The following is a 14,220-nucleotide window of genomic DNA, read 5'->3' on the forward strand; positions in this document are numbered from 1 at the left end:
GCCCAGCTTGAGGTAGGCGTCGTTGACGCCGGTGATCTCGAGCTCGCCCCGGGGGCTGGGCCGCAGGTTGCGGGCGATGTCGAGGACGGCGTTGTCATAGAAGTAGAGGCCGGGCACTGCGTAGCTGGACTTCGGCTCGCTCGGCTTCTCCTCGATCGAGATCACCGTCCCGTCGTCGTCGAACTCCACCACGCCGTATGCCGTCGGCTCACTCACGTGGTAGGCGAACACGTGGCCGCCGGTGAGGTCGGTGTTGCCCTTGAGCGACGTGCCGAGACCGGTGCCGTAGAAGATGTTGTCACCCAGGACCAGCGCCACCGTGTCGTCGCCGATGAAGTTTGCCCCGATGATGAACGCCTGGGCGAGCCCATCGGGACTGGGCTGCACGGCATACGAGATCTCGATGCCCCACGCCCGCCCGTCGCCGAGCAGACGCTCGAACTGGTCCACGTCCTGCGGCGTGGTGATGACAAGGATCTCGCGGATCCCCGCCATCATCAGCGTCGAGAGCGGGTAGTAGACCATCGGCTTGTCATAGACCGGCATCAGCTGCTTGCTGATGCCACGGGTGATGGGGTGGAGTCGGGTCCCTGAGCCTCCGGCGAGCACAATTCCCTTCATGTCGGGCAGCCTAGCGGGGCCGCGGGACCCGACCGGCCGACCAGGGCGCGCGCCGTCAGATCAGGCGGACCGCTGGGTGCTTGGTGAATCCGTAGGCGTCCCAGAGGGCCCGGCCGGCCGTGTCGTAGGCGACGATGTTGCCGTCGTCCTGGATCGCGACGTAGTCACCGGGGCTGTAGAGCGCGGTGTGCCAGACCGCTGCGTCGCTGGGCGCGTAGATGACGACGTTGCCGTCGGACTGGGCCTCGAGGCGGGAACCGGCCACGGACGTCCCGCTGGACCACACGGCCGCCCCCTTGCCGTTGGTGAGCAGGAGCCTGCCACCGGTCTGCATCGTCAGGGTGTAGCCGTTGGAGTGGGACGCGACGGACTGTCCCGGGGACAGCTGGGTGAAGGCCCGTCGGGGGGTGAAGCGCACGGCCGGGTGGCGCGTGTATCCCTTGCTGTCCCAGAGGGCGGCGCCGGAGCGGGAGTAGAGGACCAGGTTGCCGTCGTTCTGCATCTGCAGCTGGGCTCCGGGGCTGTAGACGCCGGCGGTCCACAACGGCAGGTTGTCCTCCGAGTCGTAGATCACGACGTTGCCGTCCGCCTGGGTGCTCAGGTAGCCGCCCGGGACGTTCGTGAAGGACGCCCACCGGTATTTTCCGGAGGAGTCGTAGATCACGAGGTTGCCGTCCCCCTGCATGTACAGGCGGTACGCGCCGTCCGGCGAGAGGACCGGTGAGCTGCCGCCGTTGACGCGCGGGGGGACGCTCCCGCGGATGTCGCTGGCGGCGATGTAGCTCGCCGCCATCGTGCGCAGCTTCGGCAGTTGGTTGTAGAGGACGTCGCCGGGGCACTCGGTGTCGCCGGAGTCACGGTGGCCCGAGACGGTCCGGAACGTCACGGACTGGCCTGCCGGGAACCGCGTGGACGGGCCTCCCGCCGAGACGAGCACGTCGCTCCCGTTGGGGTCGCGGCCATACATCCCGAGCTTCCACCCGAGGACCTGCGAGATCGAGGTGAGCATCGCGCTGGGGGTCGAGGCGGTGGAGAAGGTGCCCATCGCGGCGACACCGAAGGAGTCGAGGTTCATCCCGCCGGTATGGGCCCCGATGACGGGGCTGTCGATGCCGCCGGCGCGGCCCTCGAAGATCTGTCCGTAGCGGTCGACGAGGAAGTTGTAGCCGACGTCGCACCACCCGTTGCCGTTGACGTGGTAGGCGTAGATGCCCCGCATGATGGACGCCGACTCGCTCGCGGCGTAGGTGTTGCTGCCCACGGTGTGGTGGACGAACCCGACCTTGATCGTGGACGAGTAGGTCGCCGTGCAGTTGCGCATGCTCTCGTCCGCGCCCCACTGGGCCCTCGTGATGATGGCCGGCTGGGCGACGCCGCCCGCTGCGGCAAGTGCGCGCGGGGCGACGAGCGTGGCGTCCGCGGGGGAGGTGCCCGGGTCCACGGTCAGGAGCGACAGGTCTGCAGGAATGGGGCCACCGCCGGCATCGACCCTGACCTGGATGGCGTCCGCGGAGCCGGTGGTGAGCGGCTCGGTCGCGACGCGGTTCTGGGCGTGCTGGGCATCCGACCCTGCGGTGGTCGGGGTGTCGGAGGTGCCGAGGTGCTGCCAGTCCGTCCAGGTGCCCTTCTCGCGGACGCGCACCTGCACGACGATCGCGCTGGTGGCGTCCGGCGCCGTCCAGGTCACCCCGGCCGCGGTGAAGCGGCCCGTCTCGAGCTGGGCCGTCAGCACCGCGGGCTGGGTGGATGCCGCCACCCGTGGGGTCAACGGGGCAATGCGTTTGGAGTTCGTGGCGGCGCTGGCCGCGACGGCGGCGGCGGGGTCGAAGGCCGGCGGGGAGGTGGTCAGCGCCTGCTGGTCCACCCCGGAGAGCGGGACGCTGCGGGTCGACGGGGCGATGGGCCTGGGCGCCGCGGCGGTGGAGACCGCCGGGGCGACCAGGCCCGCCGATGCGAGCGCGAGAGCAGCGACAATTCGTACTGAGTTCATTGGGGGTTCCCCTGTCGGTCACCGACGGGTCAGGGGTCAACGGACGACCCGGAGCGAGCTGTGCCTCATTTGTCACTTTAACACCAATAGCCCGCTATGTCCCAGTATCACGCTTTCTCCGGGAACCACCTCGGACTCGCCGGGCTACGCCTGCCAGATCCGCTCCGATAGCCTCGCCGCCATGAAGGTTCTGGTCACCGGGGGCACGGGCATGCTGGGTCAGGCCGTCACGGAGGTGATGTCGGCGCGCGGGCACGACGTCACGGCCGCGTCGCGAGCGGCCGTGGACGTGGTCTCGATCGAGCACTGCCGCGGCGCCATCGAGGGCCAGGACGTCGTGGTCAACGCCGCGGCCTGGACCCGGGTGGACGACGCGGAGACGCACGAGCCGCAGGCGTATGCCGTCAACGCCACGGGGGCAGCACACGTCGCGCGGGTCTGCCGGGAGGCCGGTGCGCGCCTGGTCCACATCTCGACCGACTACGTCTTCGCTGGTGAGGCGACCGATCCCTACGCCGAGGACGCCCCGTTGGCGCCCCGTTCGGCCTACGGCCGCACGAAGGCCGCCGGCGAGTGGGCCGTGCGCGCGGAGTGCCCGGAGTCCCTGGTCGTGCGCACCGCGTGGCTCTACGGGCCGGGCGGCCCCAACTTCGTGGCCACCATGGCCCGGTTGGCGGGGGAGCACGAGACCCTCTCGGTCGTCGACGACCAGCGGGGCCAGCCGACGTCGACCGCTGACCTCGCCGCGCTCGTGGCCGACCTCCTCGAGGCGCACGCCCCGGCCGGCACCTACCACGGCACCAGCGAGGGGTCCACGACCTGGTTCGGTCTCACCCGGGCGATCTTCGAGGAGCTCGGTCTCGACCCGGCGAGGGTCCTGCCGAGCACCTCGGCCGCATTTCCCCGCCCGGCTCCGCGACCGGCATACTCCGTGCTCGGCCATGAACGCACCCGCGACGTCGGGGTGCCCCTGCTGCCGCACTGGCGCGAGGCGCTGGCCGCATCCATCCATGTCACCCTGAAGGGCATCCTGTGAGTCCGAGCCTGCCAGCTCCCCTGAGCGTCGTCCCCGGTCTGGTGTCCGTGATCCTGCTCAACTACAAGGGCGCCGACGACACCATCACCTGCCTGCGCGAGCTGGCGAGCCTTGACTGGCCCGCGGACCGGATCGAGCTGATCTGCGTCGACAACGACTCCGGCGACGGCTCACTGGAGCAGATCTCCGCGGCCTTCCCGCAGGTCACGGTGGTCGACTCGGGGAGCAACCTCGGGTTCGCCGGCGGGTGCAACTTCGGCGTCGAGCTGGCACGCGGGGAGTTCCTCGCCTTCATCAACAACGATGCGCGCCCGGCGCTGCAGTGGGTCGCCGCCGCGGTGGCGGAGCTCGAGACCGACCGGGGGGTCGCGTGCGTCGCCTCGAAGGTGCTCGACTGGGAGGGCGAGAAGATCGACTACGTCGACGGGGCCCTGACGTGGTACGGCATGGGATACAAGCGCGAGACCGAGCAGCCCGATACCGGCGAGTTCGAGACGCCCCGGGATGTCCTCTTCGGGACCGGGTCGGCCGTTTTCTTCCGGGCCTCGACCTTCCGCGAGGTCGGCGGGTTCGACGAACGCTTCTTCATGTTCTTCGAGGACGTCGACCTCGGCTGGCGGCTCAACGTCCTCGGTCACCGCGTTCGCTACCTGCCGACATCCGTCGCCTATCACCGCCACCACGCGACGATCAAGCAGTACGGCAGCTATCGCGAGTCCTATCTCCTCGAGCGCAACGCGCTGATGTCGATGTACAAGAACTACGACGCCGAGTCGCTGAGCCGATGCCTCCCCCCGGCGATGGCCCTCGCGGTGAGGCGCTCGATTGCCCGGACCGGCCTCGACGCGCGGATGCTCGACCTGCAGGTCCGTCCCGGGGGCGATGACCAGGAGCTCGTCGAGATCCCCAAGAGCGCGCTTTCCGGAGCGCTCGCCATCGACTACTTCGTCGAGCAGCTGCCCTCGTTGATGCCGGACCGCGAGCTCATCCAGACCGCGCGCCGGCGCAGCGACATCGACCTCTTCCCACTCTTTCGTCAGGCGATCGAGCCGGCCTACCCCTATCCGAGCTATGTCGAGGCGCACCACCACCTGGCCCAGGCCTTCGGCGTCGAGGAGTACTTCTCCCGCCGGCGGAGGGTCCTGGTCGTGACCGGGGAGCCGCTCGGGTCCAGGATGGCCGGGCCGGCGATCAGGGCCTTCGAGATCTCCCGGCTGCTGGCACCCGAGCACGACGTCACGCTGGCCACGCTGGGCCACTGCGACCTGCAGGGGGAGGGCTTCGAGACGACCGCTGCGAACGGATACACGTTGCGCCCGATGGTCGACGACGCCGACGTCATCATCTTCCAGGGCCTGCTGCTCAGCCTGTACCCGTTCGTGGCCGAGGCGAATGCCGTGCTGGTCGCCGACATCTACGACCCGTTCCACCTCGAGACCCTCGAGCAGGAGCGAGCCAGGCCGATGGCCGAGCGTTCGGAGGTCTCCGAGGCCACCGTGGGAGCCCTCAACGTCCAGCTCGCCCGGGCCGACTTCTTCTTGTGCGCCTCGGAGAAGCAGCGGGACTTCTGGCTCGGCCAGCTGGCCGGGCAGGGCCGGATCAACCCGTTCACCTACGACCAGGACGAGTCGCTGCGCGCCCTCATCGACGTGGCGCCGTTCGGCCTGCCGGAGGGGCCCGCCGTCCAGGGCCGACACGGCATCCGGGGGGTCATCGACGGCGTCGGCCCGTCCGACAAGGTCGTCCTCTGGGGCGGCGGGGTCTATAACTGGTTCGATCCCCTCACCCTCATCTCCGCGATCGACGTGGTCCGCAGGGACATCCCCGACGTGCGGCTCGTGTTCATGGGGATGAAGCACCCCAACCCCGGCGTCCCGGAGATGGCCATGGCCGACCGGGCCCGCGCCCTGGCCGAGGGGCTGGGGATCGCCGGCACCCACGTCTTCTTCAACGAGAGCTGGGTCCCCTACGAGCAGCGGGCCGACTTCCTCCTCGACGCCGACCTCGGGGTCAGCTGTCACTTCGACCACGTCGAGACCGAGTTCAGCTTTCGCACCAGGATCCTGGACTACCTGTGGGCGGGGCTGCCCATCGTCTGCACCGCCGGGGACGCCTTCGGGGACCTGGTCGAGCGGGAGGGGCTCGGTGCGGCCGTGCCTGCCGAGGACGTCAGGGCGCTGGCCGGCGCCATGTCCCTGCTGCTCACGGATGCCGACGAACGCTCACTGGTGCAGGGGCGGGTCCGTGAGGTCGCCGCGCGCTATACGTGGAGCAAGTCGCTGGAACCGTTGGCCCGCTTCGTCCGCAGTCCGCGCCGCGCGACCGACATCACCCAGTCCCTCGGGGAGGCCCTGATGGCGCCGCCGCGAGCGCGTCCCCAGCGCAAGGCGTTCGACCTGCGCGAGGACGCCGCCCTGGTGCGGGAGTACCTGGACGCCGGGGGGGTCGGCGAGCTGGTCAGGCGCGCCCGGGGCCGGGTCCGGCGGGTCTACGGGCAGCGGCGGGGCGTCTGACGGGCGGGACCGTCAGCGGTCCGACGCGGCGTCCCGGTATGCCGTCAGCGTCGCCTCAGCGCAGGCCTGCCAGGTGAAGGCGGCCGCGTGGGCCCGTCGGGTCGCCGGTGTGCCGACGGGCTGCCCGAGGCTCGCCTCGACGGCCGAGAGGAACGCGCCGACCGAGCGCGGGTCGGCGTAGGAGGCCTGGTCGCCGAGGACCTCACGGGTCACCTCGAGGTCGGCGCAGACAACGGGCGTGCCGCAGGCGAGCGCCTCCAACGGCGGCAGCCCGAACCCCTCGTCGATCGAGGGGAAGAGCAGCGCACCGGCCCCGGCCACGACCTGCCTCAGCTGCTCGAGGGGCAGGTGTCCGGTGCGCCGGATCCGATCGTCAGGCAGGGCGCTCGTGTCGAGTGCGGCGCCCCATCCCCTGGCGCCGACGAGCACGAGCGGGGGCAGTTCCGTGCCCCGCTGGAGGGCCAGGCGGTAGGCCTCTATGAGGAGGGCAAGGTTCTTGCGCGGTTCCAGGGTCCCGACGGCGACGAGGTAGTCCGGGGGGAGGCCGAGGGCCGCGCGGAGTTCCGGCCCCGGGGCGCTCGCCGCAGCCCAGGCGGGGTCGACACCGAGCGGGGTGACGTGGATCCGTTCTGGGGCAACGGCATACGCGTCGCTGACCTGGTGGGCGACCGCCCGGCTCGGGGTGCACACGTGGACGCCACGGCCCAGGGCCAGGGGGACGAGCCGTCGGTAGGCCAGCGAGTCGGAGGTCACGGTGGCCGGGTTGCGCAGGTAGCCCAGGTCGTGGATCGTCACCACGCCTGCCGCGTGGCGCAATGGCGGGACGACGAAGTTCGTGCCGTGGAAAACCTCCACGGGCCCGGTGAGCAGCTCAACCGACGGGCCCGTCCCGGCCAGCCACGCCGCGCGCAGCACCCGGGCGGGCACCGGTCGGGCGCGCACCCGCACACTGGCCGGCAGGTGCGCCGCGAGGGCACCGGCGCCGCGGGCGGTGAAGGCCGTGGCGACGAGGTCGACGTCTGCGCCTGCGCCGGCGAGCCGGTCGAGGAGGTTGGCCGTGTAGGTGCCGATGCCGGTGCGGGGACCGAGCAGCGGGGTGGCGTCGATCGCGACCCTCACGCGGACGTCCCCGCGGGCGGGATGGGTCGCTGGGGGACACCACGCCACTCCCGCAGCACGCTGGCGCGCCGGGCGCGCGTGCTGGTCAGACGGACCCGCATCAGCTCTGGGGCCAGTCGCAGCGCCGACGCCAGGGCCCGGAGACGGACGGGAGGGGAAAAGACCGCATCGTCCGGCACTGGCCTGCCCAGGAGTCGCGTCATGATGAGTGAGGCGGTGGTGAGGACGAACCGGCAGGTCTGCGCCAGAGTGAAACCGGGCGGCGCACACCGGGCCAGGGTGAGCAGCCGGTTGCGCTCGGTGTGGAAGGCGAAGGACGGCGACCCCGGCTCGGAGCTGGCTGCGTGCCGGTGGTGGACGACGGCGGTGGGGCAGTAGGCGATCGTCCACCCCGCGAGCCGGAGCCGCCACGACAGGTCGGTGTCCTCGTAGTACATGAAGTAGCGGGGCTCGATCCCGCCGACGGCCTTGACCGCCAGGGTGCGGTAGACCCCCGCGCCCCCGGACGCGGCGAAGACCTCGACGGGCTCGTCGAAGATTTCGCCGTCGGGCTCGCCCAGCCCGCGGTCGGCGCCGTAGCCGGTGGGCAGGAGCAGGACCCCGGCGTTGTTGATCGTGCCGGCGACGTCGGTCAGGAGCATCCGGGAGCTCACCGCCGCGACCCCCGGGTGCGCGCCCAGGTATGCCGTCGCCTCGCGCAGCCAGGTGGGGTCGGCCTCCGCGTCGTTGTTGAGCAGCGCGAGGTAGCGGGTCTCCACCTGGCCCAGGACGGCGGCGACACCACCGGCGAATCCGGTGTTCGTGGCCAGCTCGACCAGCGCCACCTCCGGGTGCCGGTCCCGGAGGAGCTCGGCCGTGCCGTCGGTGGAGGCGTTGTCGACGACGACCACCCGGTGCGCCGCGGTCTGGGTCCTCAGCGAGGCCAGGCAGGCCTCAATGAGGTGACGGCCCTGCCAGGTGATGACGACGACGGTGACGTCCGGCGACGGCGACCCGGCACCGGACCACCCGGCACCGGACGGGCCGGGCGCCACTAGGCCGATGTGCTGGCGGGGGGGTCAGCCACGGCGGTGCTGATGACCGCCGCGCCCTCCACGTCGGCCACCTGGTCGCCGTGGATCCGCAGGCCGGTGACCTCGGCGAGGGCCAGCTGGTGCCCACCGGCCTGGACGACGAAGCGCAGCGTCACGTTACCGGCGAGCGCCGGGAGCGAGTGGAGGCGCCACGACACCTGTGACCGCCCTCCGGAGCGAGCAGGTTCGTCGCGCGGGACGGGCAGCTCCTGGGGCTGGACGAGCGCGACGGTCTCGTCGCCGCTGGCAAAGCTCAGCTCGAGGTGGGTGTCCTCGGGGAGCTCGTCGGGCACGAGCCAGTCGATGGTCGCCAGGAACAGCGCCTCGGCGCCGCTCTCGAACACCTCGGGGGTCAGGGACGTGCTGGGATCCACGAGCACGGCCGAGGAGACCTGGGCGGCGCCCTCGTCGCGGCGCTCCACGGAGTCGACCCCGAGCAGGTGGTTGAGGCGCTTGACCGTCTCCTTGGGCGGCCCGTCGAAGAGGATGCGGCCACGGTTGAGCAAGACCGCCCGCGTGCACAGGGACGTGATCTGGCCCGAGGCGTGCGAGACGAAGAGGATCGTCTTGCCCTGTTGCTGGAAGAGGCGGATGCGGTCGATGCACTTGTTCTGGAACGCGGCGTCACCGACGGACAGGACCTCGTCGACGATGAGGATGTCGGGGTCGATGTGCACAGCGACCGAGAACCCCAGCCGGACGTACATGCCCGACGAGTAGTGCTTGACGGGGTTATCGATGAACTCGCCCAGCTCGCTGAACTCGACGATCTCGTCGAACAGCCGGTCGGTCTCGGCCTTGGGCACGCCGAGCAGGGCCGAGTTGAGGTAGACGTTCTCGCGTCCGGTCAGCTCGCCGTCGAAGCCCGCACCGAGCTCGAGGAGGGAGGCGACGCGGCCGTTGACCTCGACCTCGCCGGACGACGACCGCAGGATGCCCGAGAGGACCTTGAGCAAGGTGCTCTTGCCGGACCCGTTGGGGCCGGTGAGCCCCACCGTCTCGCCGCGGTGGACGACGAGGTCGATGTCGCGCAGCGCCCAGAAGTCGTCCTTGACCCCGTGCTCCCGCTTGACGATCCGCTCTTTGAGGCTCGTCGCGCGGCGCTGGTGGCGGGTGAACCTCTTGCTGACGTTCGACGCCCGGATGAGGGGCTCGTCGCGCTCGGGGAGGGAGCTCGACGGGGTGGGGCGGGTCCCGGGGGTGTCGGTCGTGGTCACAGCTCCTCCGCGAAGTCCTTGGACAGCCGCCGGAACTGCCACAGTCCGAGGGCGAAGATCGACGCCGACACGACGAACCCGATGCCCAGCACGCCGAGGTAGAAGAAGTTGGAGTCGCTGGCGAGCAGGAGGTCGCCGGAGGTGGGATAACGGACCACGCCGTAGAGGGCGCGTTGGAAGCTGACGACAACACCGGCCATCGGGTTGAGGTAGTAGAGCAGCTGTGCGGTCCCCCCGAGCATGTTGTGGACCAGGCTGGCGGGATAGATGATCGGCGTCAGCCACATCCACGCGAACATCAGGACCTCGAGGATGTGCTGCGTGTCCCTGAGGCGGACCGTCGTGGCAGCCACGAACAGCCCGAGTCCCACCGTGAGCGTGAGGACCACGATCAGGGCCGGGATGAGCAGCAGGACCTCCTTGCGCAACGGCGCGAAGCCGAAGAGGAACAGGGCGGCGAGGAACACGACGAACTGGAGCGCCACCTGCGCCGCGGCGAAGCCGATCGAGGCCAGCGGGAGCGCGGTGTGGGGGAACGGGACCTTCTTGACCAGACCGGCGTTGGCGAGGATCGACGTGGAGGCACCCATGACGCCCATGGTGAAGAAGCTCCAGATCAACAGGCCCGACATGAGGAAGAACCCGAAGACGGGGACCGGTGACTTGAAGACGAACTGGAAGACGAAGGAGTAGACGGCGAGCAGCAGGATGGGGTTGGCCAGGGACCAGACGAACCCCATGCTCGAGCCCTGGTACTTGACCCGGAGGTCCTTGCGGACGAGCTGGACGATGAGGGCAGTCGTGAGCCGGGTCTGCTCCCTGCTGCGAGTGCTCGCGGGTCTCATCCAGTCCTCTCCGGCCAGCCCTGGTGGTGTGGCCGCCCTAGGATACCGGGTGACCGGTCGGGTCCTGTCGCGCGCGCCGCCGCGGTGTGGCGCGGGCGCCAGCCGCCCGGACGGACGCCCAGGGGAGGAGCCGACAGCGTGGCAGAGCCACAGGTGGGAGAGCCTCGGTGGGAGGCGCCACTACAGGTGCGGGTCGTCGCGGCCCAGGTGTGTGCGGCGGTCCCCGGTGGTACGGGCCGCTACACCGAGGAGCTCCTCCGGGCGCTGGCAGCGGTGTCGCCGGTGGGCGCCGTGCTCGATGCGGTCGCCCCGCTGCCGTGCCGGGCCGCCCGGTCCCTGCCGGTGCCGGTGCGCTCGATGCACCTCCCCGACCGGGCCATCGCCCGACTCTGGGAGCGCGGTCTGCCACCTCGTCCCGCCCGCTGCGGGGTCGTCCACGCACCGACCCTCCTCGTGCCTGCGCGCAGTTCCCGCTACCGGCTCGTCGTCACGATCCACGACGTCGTCCCCTGGACGCATCCCGAGACCCTCACCTCGCGGGGTGTGGCGTTCCACCGGCGGATGGGTGAACGAGCCGCCCGGGACGCGGCGATCATCGTCACGCCGACCGAGGCTGTCGCCGCTGCGGTCCGTCGGGTGCTCGACCCCCGTGCACCGGTGGTCGCGGTGCACTCGGGGGTCTCGGCGGCGCCGGCCCCCCCCGACTCCGCCGCTCGGCGGGACGCCCTCGGGGCGGGCGAGCCCTACGTCCTGTTCGTGGGGACGGCTGAGCCGCGCAAGGGCCTCGACCTGCTCGTGGAGGCGATGCGCAGCCCGGACCTCGCCGGGCTGCGGCTCGTCGTGGCGGGTCCATCCGGGTGGGGGGACGTGCGGGTCGCCGACCTCGCCCGCGCGGCCGGTGTCGGCGGGCGCGTCCTGGTGACCGGCCGGGTGTCGGACCCCGATCTCGCCTCCCTCTACGCGGGGGCGAGGGTGCTGGCCATGCCGAGCCGGGCCGAGGGCTTCGGGTTCCCGGTCGTCGAGGCGATGGCGCACGGCATACCCGTCGTCACCAGCGACGACCCGGCGCTGGTCGAGGTGGGCGGGGGCGCCACCCTCGTCGCACCCGTCGGGGACGTCGACGCCCTCAGCGTGGGCCTCGCGGCAGCAGCAGCCGACGGAGCGCCGCGAGACGCCCTGGTGGCGAGGGGGGTCACCCGAGTGGAGCACTTCAGCTGGGTGTCCACGGCGCGGGAGATGTGGTCGCTCTATGCGCGGGCCGTCGGCGGCGACTGAGCCGCGACACGCCCAGGGAACTGAAATCCGCGTTTATCCCAATATTAGCCGATATCGTTCTATTTGGGGCATAATGGCTTCTCGTGCTGAACATGTTGCAGAAGGGGCGCCTGAGGGTGCCGTGGCGCGGTCGGATCTCGCGTCTGGTCATCGGAGCCCTGGTTCTGACGGGCGGGCTCGTCACGGCGAGCGCGGGCGCAGCGAGCGCCGAGGAGGTCTTCGTCCGCCCGGCCAACGGCGTGTGGACGATCAGCGGACACGGGTTCGGCCACGGCCGGGGGATGTCCCAGTGGGGGGCCTACGGGGCGGCGACCCTGGGGAAGTCCTACCAGCAGATCCTCGCCGGCTACTACCCCGGCACGACCGCCGCGTCCGTGGCGAACGACCCCATCCGAGTGCGCCTGAGCGGCGCCGACACGGCGAGCCTGCGGGTCAGCCGCACCGACGGCCTGACGGTCGTGGAGAGCACCGGGGCCCGCACCGCGCTGCCGGTCGACCGGGACCAGTGGCGGGTCCTGCCGTCGGCCGCCGGCCTGCAGCTGCAGGGCCTGCTCGGCGGTGCGTGGAGCGCGTTCCCCCTCGGCCCGTCGACGGGCTCGAGCACGTCGCTGCGTTTCGAGGGGACCTCGGGGTTGCTCCGCGTCTGGCGCGCAGACAACACCTCCATCGCCTACCGTGGCGCGGTCTCGGCGCTGCCCGCCGGGACGGGCGCAGTCAGCACGGTCCTCACCCTCCCGCTCGAGTCCTACCTGCTGGGGGTCGTCCCGCACGAGAGTCCGGCGTCGTGGCCCGGCGCGGCACTGCAGTCGCAGAGCGTGGCGGCGAGGACGTATGCCGTCTCGGCCGTGCGACGCAGCGGCTCGGCCGCCTCCGACATCTGCGACACGACGTCCTGCCAGGTGTTCTCGGGCACGACGTCCTACACCGCCAGCGGCGCCGCGACGGCCCTGGAGTACGCCAGCACCGACGCTGCGGTGGCGGCGACGTCCGGAGTCGTCCTCACCTACCAGGGCGCGATGGCCTTCACCGAGTTCTCGGCCTCCAACGGCGGCTGGTCGTCCGCCGGCGGCCAGCCCTATCTCCCGGCCCAGGCCGACCCGTGGGACGGCGCGGCCCCCGGCGACTCCGTGCACTCGTGGCGGGCCTCCCTGCCCGCCTCGTCCCTCGAGGCCAGCAACCCCTCCATCGGCACGCTGCAGCGGCTCGTCGTCACCGGCCGTGACGGCAACGGCGAGTGGGGTGGGCGGGTGACCAGCGTGCGCCTCGAGGGCAGCGCCGGATCCGTGACCACCACCGGCGCCGCCATCAGGAACGCCCGGCCCTACCCGTCCTACGGCGACGGCCTGCGCTCGACCTGGTGGACCGTGGACGACGTCCCGCCGATCGGCTCGTTCGACGGGGCGAGCTATGTCGGCGGCTCGACGGTCCGGGCGTCGGGGTGGGCCCTCGACCCCAACACCCCCGACCCGGTCACGGTCCACGTCACCGTGGATGGCGCCCTGGTGGCCGCCGGCATGGCGGCCTCCTCCCGGCCCGACGTCGGGGCGGCCTACCCCGGCCTCGGCAACAACCACGGCTTCGACCTCGCGGTCCCGGTCGGCGGTGGGTCCCACGAGGTCTGCGTCCACGCCCTGAACAGCGGTGCCACTGTCTACTCGCAGCGGCTGGCCTGTCGAGCGGTCGCCCCGCCCGGACCGGGCGTGCCGGCCCAGCTCCTCGCGGGGGCGCCGTCCGTCGTGTCCGCCAACGCCGGGTTCTGGTTGAGCATGCAGGGCGACGGGAATGTCGTCGTCTACGACTCCACCGGCCGGGCCCGGTGGGCCACCATGACCAGCGTCCCGGGTGCCTACCTGCGGGTCCAGTCCGACGGCAACGTCGTGCTCTACGACCCCCAGGGACTGGCGCTGTGGACGACGGGCGTTTACAGCCCCGGGGCGGCGCTCCGGCTGCAGGACGACGGCAACCTCGTGCTCTACGCCGCCTCCGGTGCCCCGCTGTGGGACAGCTCCGGCTTCACCCGCCACGCGGGCACGTTCTTCGCGCCGAAGCGTCCGGTGCCCTCACTGGCCTCCGGCGCGAGCGTCTCGTCATACCGGGGTGGCTCCACCCTGACGATGCAGACGAGCGGCAACCTGGTCCTCACCGCCGCCTCGGGCGCTCGCATCTGGGCGAGCGGGAGCCAGACACCCGGCGCGACGCTGAAGGCGCAGAGTGACGGCAACGTCGTCATCTACGCGCCGTCGGGCAAGCCGGTCTGGCACACGAACCTCTACAGCCCGGGCGACCACCTCGTCCTCCAGGACGACGGCAACCTTGTCGTTTACGACGCGGCCGGACGACCGCTGTGGGACTCCAACGGCTTCACGGGCCACCCGGCGGTGCTGGTGCCTTGAGTCCGAGCGCCTGGAGGGGCAGGGCTACGCAAGTCACGCCTTCGAAGGCGCTCCCCCGACGAGCAGGGCCCACGTCTGCGCGGCATACGTGTCCCAGGTCCGTTCCGGACGGGCAACAGCTTCGGCGCGCAGTCGTGC

General features: G+C 71.4%; 10 protein-coding genes. 4 read left to right on the plus strand and 6 right to left on the minus strand.

What is annotated here, in order from left to right; all coding sequences use genetic code 11:
- On the minus strand, window positions 1-621 hold a 621-nt coding region (locus ACLL9L_RS11575; protein ID WP_411284812.1), incomplete at its 3' end, for a sugar nucleotidyltransferase.
- Between the two features lie 55 nt (window positions 622-676).
- Window positions 677-2,611: an N-acetylmuramoyl-L-alanine amidase gene (locus ACLL9L_RS11580; protein ID WP_411284813.1), complete on the minus strand. Its 1,935-nt coding sequence runs from the start codon at window positions 2,609-2,611 to the stop codon at window positions 677-679.
- A 181-nt stretch (window positions 2,612-2,792) separates the two neighbouring features.
- Between ACLL9L_RS11580 and rfbD the strand changes: the two genes are divergently transcribed.
- Both rfbD and ACLL9L_RS11590 read left to right on the plus strand, forming a co-directional pair.
- Entirely contained in the window at window positions 2,793-3,647 is an 855-nt protein-coding gene (gene rfbD, locus ACLL9L_RS11585; RefSeq protein WP_411284814.1) for a dTDP-4-dehydrorhamnose reductase, read from the plus strand.
- Window positions 3,644-6,160 carry a glycosyltransferase gene (locus ACLL9L_RS11590; RefSeq protein ID WP_411284815.1) on the plus strand — a complete coding sequence of 839 codons (2,517 nt, stop codon included), beginning with the start codon at window positions 3,644-3,646 and terminating at the stop codon, window positions 6,158-6,160. The genes rfbD and ACLL9L_RS11590 overlap by 4 nt, the downstream gene beginning before the upstream one ends.
- Before the next feature lie 12 nt (window positions 6,161-6,172).
- Here ACLL9L_RS11590 and ACLL9L_RS11595 read toward each other — a convergent pair whose 3' ends face one another.
- Genes ACLL9L_RS11595 through ACLL9L_RS11610 form a run of 4 tightly spaced genes read right to left on the minus strand, consistent with a single transcriptional unit; the run spans window position 6,173 to window position 10,414 of the window.
- Window positions 6,173-7,279 (minus strand): glycosyltransferase family 4 protein, encoded by a 1,107-nt coding sequence (locus ACLL9L_RS11595; RefSeq protein WP_411284816.1) that lies wholly within the window; start codon window positions 7,277-7,279, stop codon window positions 6,173-6,175.
- A complete protein-coding gene (locus ACLL9L_RS11600; RefSeq protein WP_411284817.1) occupies window positions 7,276-8,313 on the minus strand; it encodes a glycosyltransferase family 2 protein in 1,038 nt (345 codons plus the stop codon). Before ACLL9L_RS11600 ends, ACLL9L_RS11595 begins: the two co-directional genes overlap by 4 nt.
- Window positions 8,313-9,569: an ABC transporter ATP-binding protein gene (locus ACLL9L_RS11605; RefSeq protein ID WP_411284818.1), complete on the minus strand. Its 1,257-nt coding sequence runs from the start codon at window positions 9,567-9,569 to the stop codon at window positions 8,313-8,315. Before ACLL9L_RS11605 ends, ACLL9L_RS11600 begins: the two co-directional genes overlap by 1 nt.
- Window positions 9,566-10,414 carry an ABC transporter permease gene (locus tag ACLL9L_RS11610; protein ID WP_411284819.1) on the minus strand — a complete coding sequence of 283 codons (849 nt, stop codon included), beginning with the start codon at window positions 10,412-10,414 and terminating at the stop codon, window positions 9,566-9,568. The genes ACLL9L_RS11605 and ACLL9L_RS11610 overlap by 4 nt, the downstream gene beginning before the upstream one ends.
- 138 nt (window positions 10,415-10,552) lie before the next feature.
- Between ACLL9L_RS11610 and ACLL9L_RS11615 the strand changes: the two genes are divergently transcribed.
- Window positions 10,553-11,689, plus strand: coding sequence for a glycosyltransferase family 4 protein (locus ACLL9L_RS11615; protein ID WP_411284820.1), 1,137 nt, complete (start codon window positions 10,553-10,555; stop codon window positions 11,687-11,689).
- A 92-nt stretch (window positions 11,690-11,781) separates the two neighbouring features.
- Window positions 11,782-14,082 carry a SpoIID/LytB domain-containing protein gene (locus ACLL9L_RS11620; protein ID WP_411284821.1) on the plus strand — a complete coding sequence of 767 codons (2,301 nt, stop codon included), beginning with the start codon at window positions 11,782-11,784 and terminating at the stop codon, window positions 14,080-14,082.
- Window positions 14,083-14,220: the final 138 nt, after the last annotated feature.

The sequence above is a fragment of the Lapillicoccus sp. genome (assembly GCF_046595215.1).
Classification (GTDB): Bacteria; Actinomycetota; Actinomycetes; order Actinomycetales; family Dermatophilaceae; genus Lapillicoccus.

What these genes read in the sequence shown, in the direction of transcription:
- ACLL9L_RS11580 (WP_411284813.1), bottom strand. Translation starts at nt 2,611, where the DNA reads ATGAACTCAGTACGAATTGTCGCTGCTCTCGCGCTCGCATCGGCGGGC.
- rfbD (WP_411284814.1), top strand. Translation starts at nt 2,793, where the DNA reads ATGAAGGTTCTGGTCACCGGGGGCACGGGCATGCTGGGTCAGGCCGTC.
- ACLL9L_RS11610 (WP_411284819.1), bottom strand. Translation starts at nt 10,414, where the DNA reads ATGAGACCCGCGAGCACTCGCAGCAGGGAGCAGACCCGGCTCACGACT.
- ACLL9L_RS11620 (WP_411284821.1), top strand. Translation starts at nt 11,782, where the DNA reads ATGTTGCAGAAGGGGCGCCTGAGGGTGCCGTGGCGCGGTCGGATCTCG.